At 53.4% G+C, this 14,443-nt stretch carries 17 protein-coding genes; 8 read left to right on the forward strand and 9 right to left on the reverse strand.

Going from position 1 to position 14,443, the window contains the following annotated elements:
- Positions 1 to 103 precede the first annotated feature (103 nt).
- The 4 genes from rph to ACTF58_RS01590 are packed head-to-tail and all read left to right on the forward strand — an operon-like array spanning position 104 to position 2,922.
- Positions 104 to 820, forward strand: a complete 717-nt coding sequence (gene rph, locus ACTF58_RS01575; RefSeq protein WP_438990204.1) for a ribonuclease PH — start codon at positions 104 to 106, stop codon at positions 818 to 820.
- The gene (gene rdgB / locus ACTF58_RS01580; RefSeq protein WP_438990205.1) at positions 813 to 1,421 is read left to right on the forward strand and encodes an RdgB/HAM1 family non-canonical purine NTP pyrophosphatase; all 609 of its coding nucleotides are present in this window, start codon (positions 813 to 815) and stop codon (positions 1,419 to 1,421) included. Before rph ends, rdgB begins: the two co-directional genes overlap by 8 nt.
- Positions 1,414 to 2,571, forward strand: a complete 1,158-nt coding sequence (gene hemW / locus ACTF58_RS01585) for a radical SAM family heme chaperone HemW (protein WP_438990206.1) — start codon at positions 1,414 to 1,416, stop codon at positions 2,569 to 2,571. Before rdgB ends, hemW begins: the two co-directional genes overlap by 8 nt.
- Complete coding sequence (locus tag ACTF58_RS01590) at positions 2,572 to 2,922, forward strand: YbaN family protein (protein ID WP_438990207.1); 351 nt, start codon at positions 2,572 to 2,574, stop codon at positions 2,920 to 2,922. It abuts the gene before it with no gap.
- On the opposite strand, the gene ACTF58_RS01595 is transcribed toward ACTF58_RS01590, so the two are convergent.
- From ACTF58_RS01595 to hemJ, 7 genes are all read right to left on the reverse strand, one after another.
- Positions 2,923 to 3,807 carry a ParB/RepB/Spo0J family partition protein gene (locus ACTF58_RS01595; protein ID WP_438990208.1) on the reverse strand — a complete coding sequence of 295 codons (885 nt, stop codon included), beginning with the start codon at positions 3,805 to 3,807 and terminating at the stop codon, positions 2,923 to 2,925.
- Positions 3,808 to 3,816: 9 nt separating this feature from the next.
- The gene (locus tag ACTF58_RS01600) at positions 3,817 to 4,626 is read right to left on the reverse strand and encodes a ParA family protein (RefSeq protein ID WP_438990209.1); all 810 of its coding nucleotides are present in this window, start codon (positions 4,624 to 4,626) and stop codon (positions 3,817 to 3,819) included.
- Positions 4,619 to 5,224: a 16S rRNA (guanine(527)-N(7))-methyltransferase RsmG gene (gene rsmG, locus ACTF58_RS01605; protein WP_438990210.1), complete on the reverse strand. Its 606-nt coding sequence runs from the start codon at positions 5,222 to 5,224 to the stop codon at positions 4,619 to 4,621. Before rsmG ends, ACTF58_RS01600 begins: the two co-directional genes overlap by 8 nt.
- On the reverse strand, positions 5,221 to 7,092 hold the full coding sequence (gene mnmG, locus ACTF58_RS01610; RefSeq protein WP_438990211.1) for a tRNA uridine-5-carboxymethylaminomethyl(34) synthesis enzyme MnmG: 1,872 nt from the start codon (positions 7,090 to 7,092) through the stop codon (positions 5,221 to 5,223). Before mnmG ends, rsmG begins: the two co-directional genes overlap by 4 nt.
- Before the next feature lie 3 nt (positions 7,093 to 7,095).
- Positions 7,096 to 8,382, reverse strand: coding sequence for a tRNA uridine-5-carboxymethylaminomethyl(34) synthesis GTPase MnmE (mnmE, locus tag ACTF58_RS01615; protein ID WP_438990212.1), 1,287 nt, complete (start codon positions 8,380 to 8,382; stop codon positions 7,096 to 7,098).
- Between the two features lie 30 nt (positions 8,383 to 8,412).
- Positions 8,413 to 9,693, reverse strand: a complete 1,281-nt coding sequence (gene rho / locus ACTF58_RS01620) for a transcription termination factor Rho (protein ID WP_438990213.1) — start codon at positions 9,691 to 9,693, stop codon at positions 8,413 to 8,415.
- A 120-nt stretch (positions 9,694 to 9,813) separates the two neighbouring features.
- Positions 9,814 to 10,263 carry a protoporphyrinogen oxidase HemJ gene (gene hemJ, locus ACTF58_RS01625; protein ID WP_438990214.1) on the reverse strand — a complete coding sequence of 150 codons (450 nt, stop codon included), beginning with the start codon at positions 10,261 to 10,263 and terminating at the stop codon, positions 9,814 to 9,816.
- Between the two features lie 403 nt (positions 10,264 to 10,666).
- On the opposite strand from hemJ, the gene ACTF58_RS01630 reads away from it, so the two are divergent.
- Genes ACTF58_RS01630 through dnaQ form a run of 4 tightly spaced genes read left to right on the forward strand, consistent with a single transcriptional unit; the run spans position 10,667 to position 13,371 of the window.
- A complete protein-coding gene (locus ACTF58_RS01630) occupies positions 10,667 to 11,266 on the forward strand; it encodes a Maf family protein (protein ID WP_438990215.1) in 600 nt (199 codons plus the stop codon).
- Positions 11,263 to 12,096, forward strand: a complete 834-nt coding sequence (locus tag ACTF58_RS01635) for a shikimate dehydrogenase (RefSeq protein ID WP_438990216.1) — start codon at positions 11,263 to 11,265, stop codon at positions 12,094 to 12,096. Before ACTF58_RS01630 ends, ACTF58_RS01635 begins: the two co-directional genes overlap by 4 nt.
- Positions 12,096 to 12,689: a dephospho-CoA kinase gene (gene coaE / locus ACTF58_RS01640; RefSeq protein WP_438990217.1), complete on the forward strand. Its 594-nt coding sequence runs from the start codon at positions 12,096 to 12,098 to the stop codon at positions 12,687 to 12,689. Before ACTF58_RS01635 ends, coaE begins: the two co-directional genes overlap by 1 nt.
- The gene (gene dnaQ, locus ACTF58_RS01645; RefSeq protein WP_438990218.1) at positions 12,682 to 13,371 is read left to right on the forward strand and encodes a DNA polymerase III subunit epsilon; all 690 of its coding nucleotides are present in this window, start codon (positions 12,682 to 12,684) and stop codon (positions 13,369 to 13,371) included. The genes coaE and dnaQ overlap by 8 nt, the downstream gene beginning before the upstream one ends.
- Here dnaQ and secB read toward each other — a convergent pair whose 3' ends face one another.
- Together secB and ACTF58_RS01655 are read right to left on the reverse strand one after the other, a co-directional pair.
- A complete protein-coding gene (gene secB, locus ACTF58_RS01650; RefSeq protein ID WP_438990368.1) occupies positions 13,372 to 13,869 on the reverse strand; it encodes a protein-export chaperone SecB in 498 nt (165 codons plus the stop codon).
- A gap of 75 nt (positions 13,870 to 13,944) precedes the next feature.
- Positions 13,945 to 14,424: an FxsA family protein gene (locus ACTF58_RS01655; protein WP_438990219.1), complete on the reverse strand. Its 480-nt coding sequence runs from the start codon at positions 14,422 to 14,424 to the stop codon at positions 13,945 to 13,947.
- Positions 14,425 to 14,443 lie beyond the last annotated feature (19 nt).

Below are 14,443 nucleotides of genomic sequence, written 5' to 3' on the forward strand. Positions count from 1 at the left end.
CCTCGCGCAGCATTTAAGAACCACGCGCCACAAAAGGTCAATCGGGCTTGTGTTATGGGGCTTGGGCCTTGTATCCCAGCAGGAACAACAAAAGGATTTTGTGATGCGACCTTCCGGCCGAAGCCTAGACCAAATGCGCGATGTAACCATCGAGACAAATGTCACCAAACACGCAGAGGGCTCTTGCATGATTAAAGTGGGAGACACCCATGTGCTTTGCACCGCGACATTGGAAGAACGCGTGCCGCCGTTTGTCAAAGGCTCGGGGCTTGGATGGGTCACAGCCGAATACGGGATGCTGCCGCGCTCGACAACAAGCCGTATGCGCCGCGAAGCCACTGCGGGCAAGCAGGGCGGGCGCACTGTCGAAATCCAGCGCTTGATCGGCCGCTCTTTGCGCGCGGGCGTTGACCGTGTTGCGCTTGGCGAACGCCAGATCACGATTGACTGTGACGTCATCCAAGCCGACGGCGGCACGCGCTGTGCCGCGATCACGGGTGGCTGGGTCGCTCTGAAACTGGCTGTGAACAAGCTGATGAAAACAGGTGCTGTGATCACCGATCCGCTGATTGACCCCGTTGCGGCTGTGTCTTGCGGGATCTATGCGGGCCAGTCTGTCCTTGATCTGGATTATCCGGAAGACAGCGAAGCCGGTGTTGACGGCAATTTCATCATGACTGGCTCCAAAAAACTGATCGAAGTTCAAATGTCGGCGGAGGGCCAAGTCTTTAGCCGTGCGCAAATGAACGAGCTTATGGACCTTGCCGAGAAGGGCGTTGGCGAGCTTGTCGCGCTTCAGAAGGCGGCGACCAGTGCGTAAGTTTGACGGCGATCATCTGGTTATTGCGAGCCACAACAAAGGCAAGCTGCGCGAGATTGCCGAGCTGCTTGCGCCTTTTGGCGTCAAGGTCAGCTCGGCGGCGGAGCATGGCTTGGAGGAACCAGAGGAAACCGAAGATACCTTTGTCGGCAATGCGCGGATCAAGGCGCATTTTGCCGCCAAGGCGACGGGCCTGCCTGCTTTGTCAGACGACAGCGGCATTGTTGTAGATGCGCTCGACGGCGCGCCTGGTGTTTACACCGCCGACTGGGCCGAAACGCCAAACGGGCGCGACTTTGGTATGGCAATGGAAAAGGTCTGGACCTTGCTTGACACCAAGATGGCGCCGTTTCCGCGCACGGCGGCTTTTAAAGCGACACTTTGCCTTGCTTGGCCTGACGGGCACGACGAGGTCTTTGAAGGCGAGGTCAAGGGCGAGGTTGTCTGGCCCCTGCGTGGCATTGACGGATTTGGCTTTGATCCGATGTTTCAACCCTTGGGTAGAAGCGAAACCTTCGGAGAAATGGACCCCGCCGAAAAGAACGCAATGAGCCATCGGCAAGATGCTTTTGATAAGCTTGTGAAGGGCTGTTTTGAGTAGCGATTGGGAACATGGCGGCTTTGGCATTTATGTGCATTGGCCGTTTTGTGAGGCCAAGTGCCCTTACTGCGACTTCAACAGCCATGTTGTTCGCGAAATCGACCAGTTGCGCTGGCTTAGAGCCTATCTTTCAGAGATTGAACGCTACGGGCGCGCGCTTTCGGGGCGGGTTGTTTCGAGCATTTTTTTTGGCGGCGGAACGCCGAGCTTGATGAAGCCTGAAGTGGTCGCTGGGGTGATTGAGGCGATCAAGGCGACATGGCCTGTGGCGAATGATCTGGAAGTGACGCTTGAGGCAAACCCCGGCTCTGTCGAGGCGGGACGGTTTCGGGCCTATCAACAGGCGGGGGTGAGCCGTATCTCTATGGGTGTTCAGGCGCTCAATGATCCTGATTTGCGGCGCTTGGGGCGTATACACACTGTTAAAGAGGCGCAAACGGCCTTTCAAATTGCGCGCAATACATTTGAAAATGTCAGCTTTGATCTGATTTATGCCCGCCAAGGGCAAACGCCAGACGCATGGCGCACGGAGCTGAACGAGGCCTTGGCGCTGGCTGTCGACCATCTTTCGCTCTACCAACTGACGATTGAGCAAGGAACGGCCTTTGGCGACCGCTATAACGCAGGTAAGCTGCGCGACTTGCCAGACGATGACGACGCGGCGGAAATGTATAAGATCACGCAGGATGTTTGCGGGGCGGCGGGGCTTTTGGCCTATGAAGTGTCAAATCATGCCCGCGTTGGTGAGGAGTGTCGGCACAATCTGATCTATTGGCGCTATGGGGATTATGTCGGGATCGGACCTGGTGCCCATGGGCGTATTACCCTGAACGGGACACGTCATGCGACAGAGGCCTACCGCCAGCCAAACGCGTGGCTTGAAGCCGCGGAGCGTGGTTCGGGAGACAAGCTGCGCGACGATTTGAGCCATGACGATGAAGCGACAGAGCTTTTGCTTATGGGACTGCGCCTGTCTGAAGGGATAAGCCTGAGCCGTTATGAGGCGCTTGCCAAAAGAGTGCTTAAGCCCAGCACTCTGGCGGAGCTGGTCGAGCTTGGCATGGTTGCTCAGACAGGTGACAGGCTTGTCGCAACGCAGAAGGGACGCTTTGTGCTTAACTCTGTTCTCTCCAAGCTTTTGGAGGATTAGATGCGGTTGCTGTGGCTCTTCTTTGGCCTGATGGCGCTTGGGGCTGGGCTTATTGGAGTGGTTCTGCCGCTTGTCCCTACCGTGCCGTTCCTCTTGCTTGCGGCCTTTTGTTTTGCCCGCTCCTCAGAACGTCTCCACGACTGGCTTGTGACCCATCAAAGACTTGGCCCCTCGATCACCGACTGGCAAGAGCGCGGCGCAATTTCCAAACGCGCAAAACGCATGGCGACTGTCTCTATTGTTGCGGTGTTTTTGCTGTCTGTGGTGATGGGGCTGAAGTTTGCTTTGCTTGCCATCCAAGCTGTAACGCTTGGATGTGTGCTTTTGTTTATCTGGTCGCGGCCAAACTGATCAGCTCAGCTTTGCGCAGAGGACATCAAGCTCATCCAGAGTTTCATAGCGTATTGTTATCTGACCGGATTCACCGCCAGCGGCGTGGTCCAAACTCACCTTCATACCTAGCGCGGCGGACAGATCGGCCTCAAGGGCCAGAGTGTCTGCATCTTTATCAAGCTTGCGGGCCGTGCGAGGCTTGGAGGCAGGGGCGCTTTCTTTCTTTACGAGCTGTTCCGCGCCACGGACCGAAAGGCCCTTTTTAACAATCTCCCGCGCTAAAGAAACGGGGCTTTTTGCTGTGATCAAAGCGCGCGCATGGCCTGCTGTGAGATCGCCTTTGTTGAGAAGCTCAAGAACCTCGTCAGGCAAAGACAGAAGGCGCATTTGGTTTGCGATATGGCTTCGGCTTTTGCCCAAGGCTTGCGCTAGCTTTTCCTGCGTATGGCCGAATTTGTCGATCAACTGACGATAGCCTGTCGCCTCTTCCACTGGGTTCAGATCGGCGCGTTGAATATTCTCGATAATTGCGACTTCGAGCACCTCGATATCATCAAATTCTCTAATAATAACAGGAACTTGGTGTAATTGCGCTTTTTGGGACGCCCGCCAGCGACGCTCGCCAGCAACGATCTGGTAAACGCCATCTTCGCCAGGATAGGGGCGCACAATTATGGGCTGGATCACCCCTTTTTCACGAATGGATTCTGCCAAATCAATCAAAGCTTCAGTCTCAAAATGGCGACGCGGCTGATCGGGATTGGGCTTGATTTGTTCAATCGGGAGCATCAGATCGGAGCGTGGAGCAGTGGATTTTGGAGACTCGGACTCACGCGGCATTTCGGCCATAAGCGCAGACAGACCACGGCCAAGGCCGCGCGATTTGCTTTTCTTATCGACCATTTTAATCTCCTACGTTTTGATTACTGCGTTGTTTTTTATAACTTCTTTTGCAAGCGCTCGGTATGCGAGCGCGCCTTTAGAAGCAGGGTCATAACTCAGAACCGGCATCGCAAACGACGGCGCCTCGCTGACGCGGACGTTGCGCGGGATCACTGTTTTGAACACCAGATCACCAAGATTGTCTCGTGCATCGGCCTCGACCTGCTGGGACAGATTGTTGCGGCTGTCATACATCGTCAAAACGATCCCCTCGATCCGCAACTCGGGGTTGGCCGCTTCGCGCATCTCACGGATTGTCAGCATAAGCTGAGAAAGACCTTCCAGCGCAAAAAACTCGCTCTGCAAAGGAACGAGAACCGAATCCGCAGCCACCATCGCATTCACAGTCAACAGATTGAGCGACGGCGGGCAATCGACGAGAATATAATCAAACGCAAAACCATCAATATCAGGCTGCTTGAGAGCGTCCTTTAGCAAATGATTGCGCTTTTCATTGGAGTAAAGCTCGATATCAGCCGAACTCAGATCAACTGTCGCGGGAACGATACTCACCCTTTTTGTGGATGTTTCCTGAATGATTTGATTCAGCGGCGCGTCTTCAAGCAAGAGATCATAGGTCGTAAGGGCTCGGTCGTCGCGCTCAATTCCGAGGCCAGTTGAGGCGTTACCTTGCGGGTCGAGATCGACGAGCAAGATATTTTGCTGTGCTTCAGCCAGAGCCGCTGCCAGATTGATTGCTGTTGTTGTCTTGCCAACACCACCTTTTTGATTGGCAATCGCTATAATTTTTGGAGCAAGCGGACGAGACAAATCAGACACGATAAATTCCTTTAACTACGAGCAAAACCGCTTCAACATTTGTCTGACTTGTGACCTCTTTCCATTCAAAATGCCAGTTTTCTTGTGCGATTTCCAGCTCGTTGCGCCAATTTTTGCCTTTGAGAAAAATTGCGGTGCCTTCAGGCTTCAAGTGTCGCTCAGCAAACCCCAAAAGAGACGTCAAATCTGCCAAAGCGCGGGCCGTGATGAGATCAGCGTTTTGGGGCGGTGCAAGCTCGATCCTGTCCGTTAACACCTCGGCCGAAACCCCGGTTTCTCTGAGGACGGTGCGCAGAAAAACCGACTTTCGCTGATCACTTTCGATCATCGTAACGTTGGTGTTTGCATCCGTTTCGCTGGCCGCAATCGCAAGGACAAGGCCAGGAAACCCGCCGCCGCTCCCGATATCTACAATATGATGTGATCTTTCAGGGACATGACCCATAATCTGGAGAGAATCTTCAATGTGGCGCTCCCAAAGATCCGAGAGTGTGGACTTAGCAACAAGATTGATCCGTGGATTCCACTTCTTGAGCGTTTCTGCATAAATCTCAAGCTTTGCCATTGTTTCACGTGAAACAGCCTCAAGATAACTCATGCTGACTTCGCTTTCTCATATTGCCGCATTTTGGCGAGCAGAAGAGCCAAAGCGGCGGGCGTCATCCCGTCTACACGGCCCGCTTGAGCAAGGTTTTGAGGGCGCGCGGCCTGTAACTTTGCTTTCAGCTCGTTTGAAAGTCCATCAAGGGGCTGGTAATCAAAATCTGGCGATATTGCGAGGTTTTCGTCGCGCTTCATGGCATCAACGTCGCGCTGCTGACGCTCGAGATAATTGGCATAGAGAGCATCTTTTTCCAATTGTTCGCGTGTTGCAGGCTCTATCTCGGAAAAGTCATCGTTGAGCTTGAGCAATGTGTCAAAATTGACCTCTGGTATAGACAAAAGCTGATAGGCCGTGCGCATCGTGCCGTCTTGCTTGAGGTGAACGCCTGTTTTTTGTAGGTCGTTTGGCGAAAACCGCGTGCTTTCAAGCTTTGTCTTGCCCTTTTGAAGGGCGTCCATCCGCATCTCGAACGAGCGCTTGCGCTGATCCGAAACACAGCCGAGCGACATGGCCAGCGGCGTTAGGCGCTGGTCTGCGTTGTCCGCTCTTAACGAAAGCCTAAATTCCGCGCGAGAAGTGAACATTCGATAGGGTTCGGCGACACCCCGCGTGACCAAATCGTCGATCATGACCCCGATATAGCTTTGCGACCTGCTAAACATCACAGGATCGCGGCCCAATACCGCGCTTGCGGCATTCAACCCCGCGACAAGCCCTTGAGCGGCAGCCTCTTCATATCCAGTGGTTCCGTTGATTTGACCTGCAAGGAACAGACCATCAACCGCCTTGAGGCGAAGTGTTAACGTGAGCGCACGCGGATCGATGTAGTCATATTCGATTGCGTAACCCGGCTGGGTTATTTTCACATTTTCAAGACCGACGATAGACTGAACATAGTCTTCCTGCACAGACTCGGGGAGAGATGTCGAAATACCGTTTGGATAGACGGTGGTGTCGTTAAGTCCTTCTGGCTCAAGGAAAACCTGATGGGAGCTTTTGTCAGCGAACCGCACGATTTTGTCCTCAATCGAGGGGCAATACCGCGGGCCAACGCCTTCGATATGGCCGCCATACATCGCCGAGCGCTCCAAATTTGCAGCAATGATCGCGTGGGTTTTTTCGTTTGTGTGGGTGATGCCACAAGACACCTGCTTGGCTTCCGGAGAGTTGGACAGAAAGGAAAACAAAGCTGGAACGTCATCACCAGGCTGCATCTCGAGGATGTCCCAATTGATCGTTCGACCGTCAAGGCGTGGTGGCGTGCCCGTCTTGAGCCGTCCCTTGGGGAGCTCGAAAGCATCCATGCGTTCGGCAAGCTTGATAGACGGCTTATCGCCCATTCGCCCTCCAGCATAAGACACATCACCAATGTGAATGAGGCCGCGAAGGAACGTTCCTGTGGTAAGAATGACTTCTTTTGCGTGAATTTCACTGCCATCTGCAAGAACAACACCCGAAACACGCGCGCCATTCATCAGAAAATCAACGGTTTCGCCCTCAATAACTGTTAAATGCGCCCGAGATAGTGTCTCTGCGAGCATTGCGTTTTGATATAGCTGGCGGTCTTGCTGGGCGCGTGGGCCTTGGACGGCGGGGCCTTTGCGCCTGTTCAGCAGGCGAAATTGTATGCCGCCTTTGTCGGACATACGACCCATAACGCCATCCATAGCATCTATTTCTCGAACAAGATGACCCTTCCCAAGACCGCCCATCGCAGGATTGCACGACATTGTGCCAATATCGCGCTGTCGCAGTGTCACAAGCGCAGTCGATACGCCCATCCGCGCGGAGGCGTGGGCGGCCTCTGTTCCTGCGTGGCCTCCACCAACGACAATCACATCAAATTGTTTCACGTGAAACACTCCTCACTTGCCCAAGCAAAAGCTGGAAAACACTTCGTCGAGCACATTCTCGACATCAACCCGACCAATCAGCGCGTTTAGAGCTTCGAGAGAGAAACGAAGCTCTTCTGAGGCAATATCTGTGAATTCGGGCCCCAAAGCAACATGGTTGCTCGCCTCGGAAAGCGAAATCAAACAGCGCTCCATGGCGTCTTTGTGACGTGCGCGGGTCGCCAGACCAGCCTTGGCTGTCTTGGAGGACAGCTTAGTGCCGATTTGAGCAACAAGATCTGCAACGCCAGCGCCTGTTTTACCAGACACCGCACCGTGCTGCGCACCTGTCAGGTCAGCTTTGGATGTCACAATAATATCGTCAGCGAGAGGAGTGAATTCTGGCGTAGTGTTTGATTCTGTGAGGAAAACTCGCAGATCTGCTGCTTTCGCACGCTCAATCGCACGGGCGACACCGATCTTTTCAACAGTGTCGTCAGTTTCCCTCAAACCCGCCGTATCAAGCAGGGTTACGGGAAGCCCTTCAAGCTCCATACGGACCTCTATGACATCACGGGTTGTCCCAGCGACCTCGGATGTGATCGCGGCATCTCGACCAGCGAGCGCATTGAGAAGAGTGGATTTGCCAACATTTGGGGCGCCGACAATGGCAACCTCATAGCCTGTTCGGATACGTTCCGCCGCACCAAAACCATCGACCTGAGCCTGCATGGCTATTTGAACTTCGCCGATAAGCGACAAAACTTCAGGGGAGACATCAACAGGCACCTCTTCATCGGCGAAGTCGATTGTCACAGTGAGCAGAGCGCTCGCGCGAATTAAACGCTCACGCCACTGCGCGGCAAGCTCTCCAAGCCCTCCTGAAAACAGCCGCAAAGCCTGCTGACGCTGCGCCTCTGTTTCGGATGCGATCAGATCGGCCAAGCCCTCGACTTGAGCCAAATCAAGACGGCCATTTGCCAGCGCGCGGCGGGTAAACTCACCAGGCTCGGCGAGGCGAAGACCTCCGATTTTTGAAAGTTCGGCAAGCAGCGCATTTACGACTGCGATAGAGCCGTGTGTTTGAAACTCGACTGTTTCTTCGCCTGTGAAGCTCGCTTTTTCGGAGAAACACAAGACCAAGGCCTCATCGAGAACCTCGCCAGAAGCACTGCGAAGAGACCGCAGCGCCGCCTGACGGGGGGCGGGCAGTTTTCCACAAAGCTTGGAAGCAGCCGAAAAGGCCTGTGGCCCAGAAATCCGGACCACCGCAACGCCAGCTTTACCCGCCGCTGAGGCGCAAGCAAAAATAGTGCTCATTTTTCATAACCCGTTGATTTTGAACAGGTTTTATGTGTTCATAGAGTCAAAGAATTCGCCGTTTGTCTTGGTTTGCTTGAGTTTGCCAAGCAAGAACTCGATGGCGTCTGTTGTGCCCATCGGGTTGAGAATACGGCGCAGAACGAAGGTCTTTTGGAGATCTTTTGAGTCAACCAGAAGCTCTTCTTTTCGTGTGCCTGACTTAAGGATGTCCATCGCCGGGAAGACGCGTTTGTCGGCGACTTTGCGGTCAAGCACGATCTCGGAGTTGCCGGTGCCTTTGAACTCTTCAAAGATGACCTCATCCATGCGCGATCCTGTGTCGATCAGGGCGGTTGCAATGATCGTCAGAGACCCGCCTTCTTCGATATTACGCGCCGCACCAAAGAAGCGCTTGGGGCGTTGAAGAGCGTTGGCATCAACGCCGCCTGTGAGAACCTTGCCAGAGGAAGGCACAGTTGTGTTGAATGCGCGGCCAAGGCGGGTGATTGAATCGAGCAGGATGACCACATCGCGCTTATGCTCAACGAGGCGTTTGGCCTTTTCGATAACCATTTCAGAAACGGCGACGTGGCGCGTTGCTGGTTCGTCAAATGTGGAAGAGACGACCTCGCCCTTAACGGAGCGCTGCATATCGGTTACTTCTTCCGGGCGCTCATCTATCAGGAGAACGATGAGATAGCACTCAGGGTGGTTCTTTTCGATGCTGTGGGCGATATTCTGGAGCAAGACTGTCTTACCTGTGCGCGGCGGAGCAACGATAAGCGAGCGCTGGCCTTTCCCGATCGGAGCGACAAGGTCAATGATGCGCGCAGAGCGGTCCTTGATTGTCGGGTCTTCGATTTCCATTTTGAGGCGCTCGTCGGGATAGAGCGGCGTCAGATTGTCAAAGGCAATTTTGTGACGGGCCTTCTCAGGCTCTTCAAAGTTGATTTTGGTCACGTGAGTGAGGGCAAAATAGCGCTCGTTGTCTTCGGGCTGTTTTAAGTGGCCTTCGATTGTATCTCCCGTGCGCAGGGAAAACTTGCGCAAAATTTCAGGCGAAACATAAATATCATCGGGGCCGGGGAGGTAGTTCGCCTCAGGGGCGCGCAAGAAGCCAAAACCGTCTTGGAGCACTTCGAGCACACCTTCACCGCCGATCATCCAGCCGTCTTCCGCGCGCTCTTTGAGGATCGAGAACATAATCTCGCCTTTGCGCATGGTTGTCGCGTTCTCGATTTCGAGCTCTTCGGCCATTGTCACCAGCTCTTTGGGGTGCATAGCTTTTAGCTCGGCAAGGTGGAGCTGTTCTTGGGTTTCGTCTGTCATAGAAATGCCTCTACGCCCGCAAATGCGGCGCTTGATAGAATTGGAAATGGGATTACCTGTGCTCCCAGAACGGGCAGGCTTGGCTTTCAGATACGCTTGAGAGGCTAATGAGTCAATAAATTAGAACTTAACGACAACAGAAAGCACAATGACGATCATCAAGACAGTGGGAAGCTCGTTCATCATTCGGAATGTGCGGCCAGAGCGGGTGTTTGTTCCGTTTACAAAATCTTTGCGGCGGTAGCCGAGCCAGTGGTGAAACCACGTCATTGCCAAGACGCTGGCTGCTTTGGTCCAAGGCCAGACAGAAGACCAATCAACGATCCCTGGGGTAAAGACCAGGCAGAGGCCAAACGCCCATGTGGCGATCATGGAGGGGTTCATGATCAGCTTGAAGAGCTTAAGCTCCATCATTTGAAAGAGTACATCTTTTTCATCGCCTGATTTGCTTTGTTCTGTGTGATGCACGAACAGGCGGGGCAGATAGAACAGTCCAGCCATCCAAGCCATGACTGACATGATATGGAGCGATTTGGTCCATGGATATAGATCGGACAAAAGATCAGACATATTCACTATCCTTTCGGTCACCCCTTAATAATAAATATAAAAGAAAGAAAGGTTGATGATTATGTAGGGAGGCTCAAATCTGTGGATTATCGAGTTGTCCATAAGGTTACTCAGATGTGTATATTTTCTCTGAGAACCAGACCTTGTAGAAACCTGATAAACGCTAACTATCTGTTAACTATAGAATAAGTTAAAAATGAATTAACAAAATGCCTGTGGAGAATCTGTGTATGACGGAGCGCAGAGGTCTTTTGAGCGGCGTCAGGAGTTATCCTTTTCCACCTGTCAGGTGAGTCACAATAACACGGTGAGGCACCCGCGTTTTCCCCGTTTTGGAAGGTGGCGTTGATTGTGCTCCCTTTTGTGCATTAACTGTCCGTCAAGATTTACGGGAGTTATCCACATGGCACGGCAGATTGTTCTTGCTTCAGGGTCGGCGATACGGGGGCAAATGCTTTTTAACGCAGGAATTGCCTATGAGGCGATTGTGCCTCGTATTGATGAAGAAATGATAAAGAAGTCTCTTATTGAAGAAGAGGCAACGCCACGGGACATTGCAGATACGCTTGCCGAAACGAAGGCCCGCAAGATTGGCGCGAAATATCCTGAAAAGCTGGTGATCGGCTGTGATCAGGTGCTCGATATTAACGGGCGGATCTTGTCAAAACCCCAAACGCCAGAAGAGGCGATAGAACAGCTCAAAGCCCTGCGTGGGAAGCGTCATAGTTTGCTGTCGGCAGTTGTGATTTATCATAAGTTGGAACCCCTTTGGCGTCATGTCGGGCAAGTAAGGCTCTATATGCGCGACATTTCGGACTCATATCTTGAGGAATATGTTGACCGGAATTGGCCCAGCCTTCAAAGCTCGGTCGGGGGCTATAAGCTAGAAGAAGAGGGTGTGCGGCTCTTTAGCCGTATCGAGGGCGATTATTTTACGATCCTTGGTTTGCCACTCATAGAAATGATCAATTACTTGACTGTCTCGGGAGACCTTAAGGCATGAGTTTGAACAAAATTCCATTGGCGGGTGTTATTGGCTCGCCGATTGCGCACTCAAAATCGCCAGCCTTGCATATGCATTGGCTGAAGACACATGGGATTGCCGGGCATTATGTCCCGATTGATGTGGCGCAAGAGGATCTTGAGCATATTGTTAAAACGCTGCCCAAAATGGGGTTTGTCGGCGTGAATGTGACGGTGCCTTACAAAGAAAAGGTTATGGAGTTTGCTGATCTGGTGACGGACCGTGCGGCGCTGATCGGGTCGGCGAACACGCTTATTTTCCGCAAGGACGGGAAAATCCACGCGGACAACACAGACAGCTACGGCTTTATTCAAAACTTGCGGCAGAAAGCGCCTGATTGGGACCCGAAGGCGGGGCCAGCGGCGATCCTTGGCGCTGGCGGTGCGGCGCGCGCTGTTATTGCGGCGCTTGTTGAGGTGGGTGTGCCTGAAATTATGATTTCAAACCGCACAAAGGCGCGCGCGGAGAACCTTAAGGCTGATTTTGGCAATCGTGTGCGCGTGGTTGATTGGGTTCAGGCGGGCAATATGCTTGAAGATGCAACGACTGTGATCAACACCACCTCGCTTGGCATGGTCGGGAAACCGCCTCTTCGGGTTCCGCTTGACGGCTTGCAAAAGGGGGCTTTGGTGACTGATCTTGTCTATGCACCTCTGGTGACTCATTTGCTCAACGAGGCCAACAAGGCTGGCTGTGTGACTGTCGACGGCCTCGGGATGCTTCTGCATCAGGCTGTGCCAGCCTTTGAGCGCTGGTTTGGCGTCAGGCCGCAAGTGACAGATGAAACCCGCGCGGCTGTGTTGCGCTGATGGTGTATCGTCTTGGGCTGACAGGCTCCATCGGAATGGGAAAATCCACCACGGCAAAGATGTTTGCCGCTGAAGGCTGCTCTGTTTGGGACGCGGATGCGGCTGTGCACCGGCTCTATGGTGTGGGTGGTTTGGCTGTTGCACCTATGAAGGCGGCGTTTCCGAGGGCTGTGATTGACGGGGCCGTCTCTCGGGAGGTCTTGAAAGAAATCATTGGCGCTGACGTGAAGGCTTTGGCCGAGATAGAAAAGATCGTTCATCCTTTGGTGGCGGCGGATCGCGCCAATTTTGCTGAAACAGTGGCGAGCGATATTCTGGTTTTTGATATTCCGCTGCTGTTTGAAAAGGGCAGTGAAGATATGATGGACGCTGTTGTCGTTGTTACTGTTGATGAGGTAACGCAGCGTGCGCGGGTGCTTGAGCGCGGGACCATGAGCGAAGCGCAGTTTGAGGCGATCAGAGCCAAGCAAATGCCCGATGTGGAAAAGCGCGCGCGGGCGAATTATGTTATTACAACGGATACGCTTTCGGGCGCTGAAGCGCAGGTGAAGGCTATTGTAAAAGAGATAAGGGCAGGGCTGACCGATGCGTGAAATCGTTCTGGATACAGAGACCACGGGCTTTGAGCCGATGCAGGGCGACCGCATTGTTGAGATTGGTGCGGTTGAGCTTTTCAACCATATGCCAACAGGGCGGACTTATCACCAGTATATCAACCCTGAGCGTGGGATGCCGCAAGAGGCCTTTGCTGTGCATGGTTTGGGCGACGAGTTTTTGGCGGATAAGCCCAAATTTGCCCAGATCGGTCAGGCTTTTCTTGATTTTGTGCAGGATTCTACGCTCGTTATTCACAACGCGGCATTTGACATGAAGTTTCTCAACGCTGAATTGAAGTGGATGAACCTGCCGTTGCTTCCGATGAGTCAGGCGCTGGATACGCTTGAGATTGCGCGCAAGAAATTCCCCGGCTCGCCAGCGTCTCTTGATGCTTTGTGCCGCCGCTTCAATATCGACAACTCCTCGCGCACGCTTCACGGCGCTTTGCTTGACTCGGAAATTCTGGCGGAGGTTTATCTTGAGCTGATTGGCGGCAAGCAGCCTGACTTTGCGCTGTCGAGCCATTCTGTGGACGAAACGACCGACACTGTTGGCCGTTGGCGTCCGCAGCCGCGCAAAACGCCTTTACCCGCGCGCATCAGCCAAAAAGAAGCCGCCGCCCATGACGCTTTTGTAGAAAGCTTGGGCGACGGCGCACTTTGGAAAAAGCTGGGGTAATCAGGCGTCGAGTTTTTTGCCTTCGTCGGCCTGACGGCGCATCAGCTCTTGGCGGTAAAGCGCCATAAAGTCGATTGTTTCGAGGTTGAGTGGCGGGAAGCCACCATCGCGTGTCACGTCAGACACAATGCGGCGCAGGAACGGGAACAGAAGGCGCGGGCACTCTATCAGCAAGAATGGGTGCAGCTGGTCTTCTGGAACGCCCTCGATATTGAAGATACCGACATAATCCACTTCCATCAGAAAGAGCTTTTCTGCGGTATTGGTTTTGTTCACAGATGTGACGGCTAACTTGATCGCGACTTCATATTGGTGCTCGGCGGAGCGCTTTTTTGCGTCGAGATTGACCTGAACGTTTACATCGGGCGTCACTTCGCCTTGCACGCCTTTTTGGGCGAGGATATTTTCAAACGACAGGTCGCGGATGAACTGGTTGACCACGTTCATTTTGATTTGCGGTGTTTCGACGGGTGCTTCTGCTGCGCCATTCTCGGCCATGATTTTCTCCATTGAACAGTCTTGAACAAACTCTTGTGGACTGCCTTAGCAAGAAGGCAAGCGAGCCTCAATGCCCTAGTGTTTTGTCCAGCCTGAAGGCGGATGGGTTTGGCGCTTTGTCTCGCTGATTTCGTGATACTCACCGTCGATGACGTCGCTTCGGGCGCTACCACGGGGCTGTTGATCTGGGCGGCTGGAGAAGCTTTGAACACTTACGCGACTGCGCACATAAGAAAAGACGGCCTGACGGACAGCGGGGATAAGCAACAGAAAGCCCAAAGCGTCCGTGAAAAATCCGGGTGTGAGTAGAAGCGCGCCTGAAAACAGGATCATGGCTCCGTGGGCCAGAGGCTCTGTCGGGTCGCGCAGGTCATTGAACGAGCTGCGCAGATTGTTCAGGGCCAATGCGCCCTGATTGCGCATTAAAGAGGTTCCGGCCATGGCCGTGAGAACCACGATAAGAAGCGTCGGCCAAAGGCCTATGGCGCCGCCAACCTGAATAAAAAGTGCGATTTCTATCAGGGGCACTGCGATAAACGCTATTAAGAGCCACATTTTCTTAATCTCCTGCTTG

It is taken from the genome of Lentibacter sp. (assembly GCF_965657785.1).
In the GTDB taxonomy this organism is placed as follows: domain Bacteria; phylum Pseudomonadota; class Alphaproteobacteria; order Rhodobacterales; family Rhodobacteraceae; genus Lentibacter.

Excerpts from the sequence above, each read along its gene's own strand:
- rph (WP_438990204.1), top strand. The coding sequence starts at position 104 with ATGCGACCTTCCGGCCGAAGCCTAGACCAAATGCGCGATGTAACCATC.
- ACTF58_RS01590 (WP_438990207.1), top strand. The coding sequence starts at position 2,572 with ATGCGGTTGCTGTGGCTCTTCTTTGGCCTGATGGCGCTTGGGGCTGGG.
- ACTF58_RS01595 (WP_438990208.1), bottom strand. The coding sequence starts at position 3,807 with ATGGTCGATAAGAAAAGCAAATCGCGCGGCCTTGGCCGTGGTCTGTCT.
- rsmG (WP_438990210.1), bottom strand. The coding sequence starts at position 5,224 with ATGAGTTATCTTGAGGCTGTTTCACGTGAAACAATGGCAAAGCTTGAG.
- mnmE (WP_438990212.1), bottom strand. The coding sequence starts at position 8,382 with ATGAGCACTATTTTTGCTTGCGCCTCAGCGGCGGGTAAAGCTGGCGTT.
- rho (WP_438990213.1), bottom strand. The coding sequence starts at position 9,693 with ATGACAGACGAAACCCAAGAACAGCTCCACCTTGCCGAGCTAAAAGCT.
- hemJ (WP_438990214.1), bottom strand. The coding sequence starts at position 10,263 with ATGTCTGATCTTTTGTCCGATCTATATCCATGGACCAAATCGCTCCAT.
- ACTF58_RS01630 (WP_438990215.1), top strand. The coding sequence starts at position 10,667 with ATGGCACGGCAGATTGTTCTTGCTTCAGGGTCGGCGATACGGGGGCAA.
- ACTF58_RS01635 (WP_438990216.1), top strand. The coding sequence starts at position 11,263 with ATGAGTTTGAACAAAATTCCATTGGCGGGTGTTATTGGCTCGCCGATT.
- coaE (WP_438990217.1), top strand. The coding sequence starts at position 12,096 with ATGGTGTATCGTCTTGGGCTGACAGGCTCCATCGGAATGGGAAAATCC.
- dnaQ (WP_438990218.1), top strand. The coding sequence starts at position 12,682 with ATGCGTGAAATCGTTCTGGATACAGAGACCACGGGCTTTGAGCCGATG.
- secB (WP_438990368.1), bottom strand. The coding sequence starts at position 13,869 with ATGGCCGAGAATGGCGCAGCAGAAGCACCCGTCGAAACACCGCAAATC.
- ACTF58_RS01655 (WP_438990219.1), bottom strand. The coding sequence starts at position 14,424 with ATGTGGCTCTTAATAGCGTTTATCGCAGTGCCCCTGATAGAAATCGCA.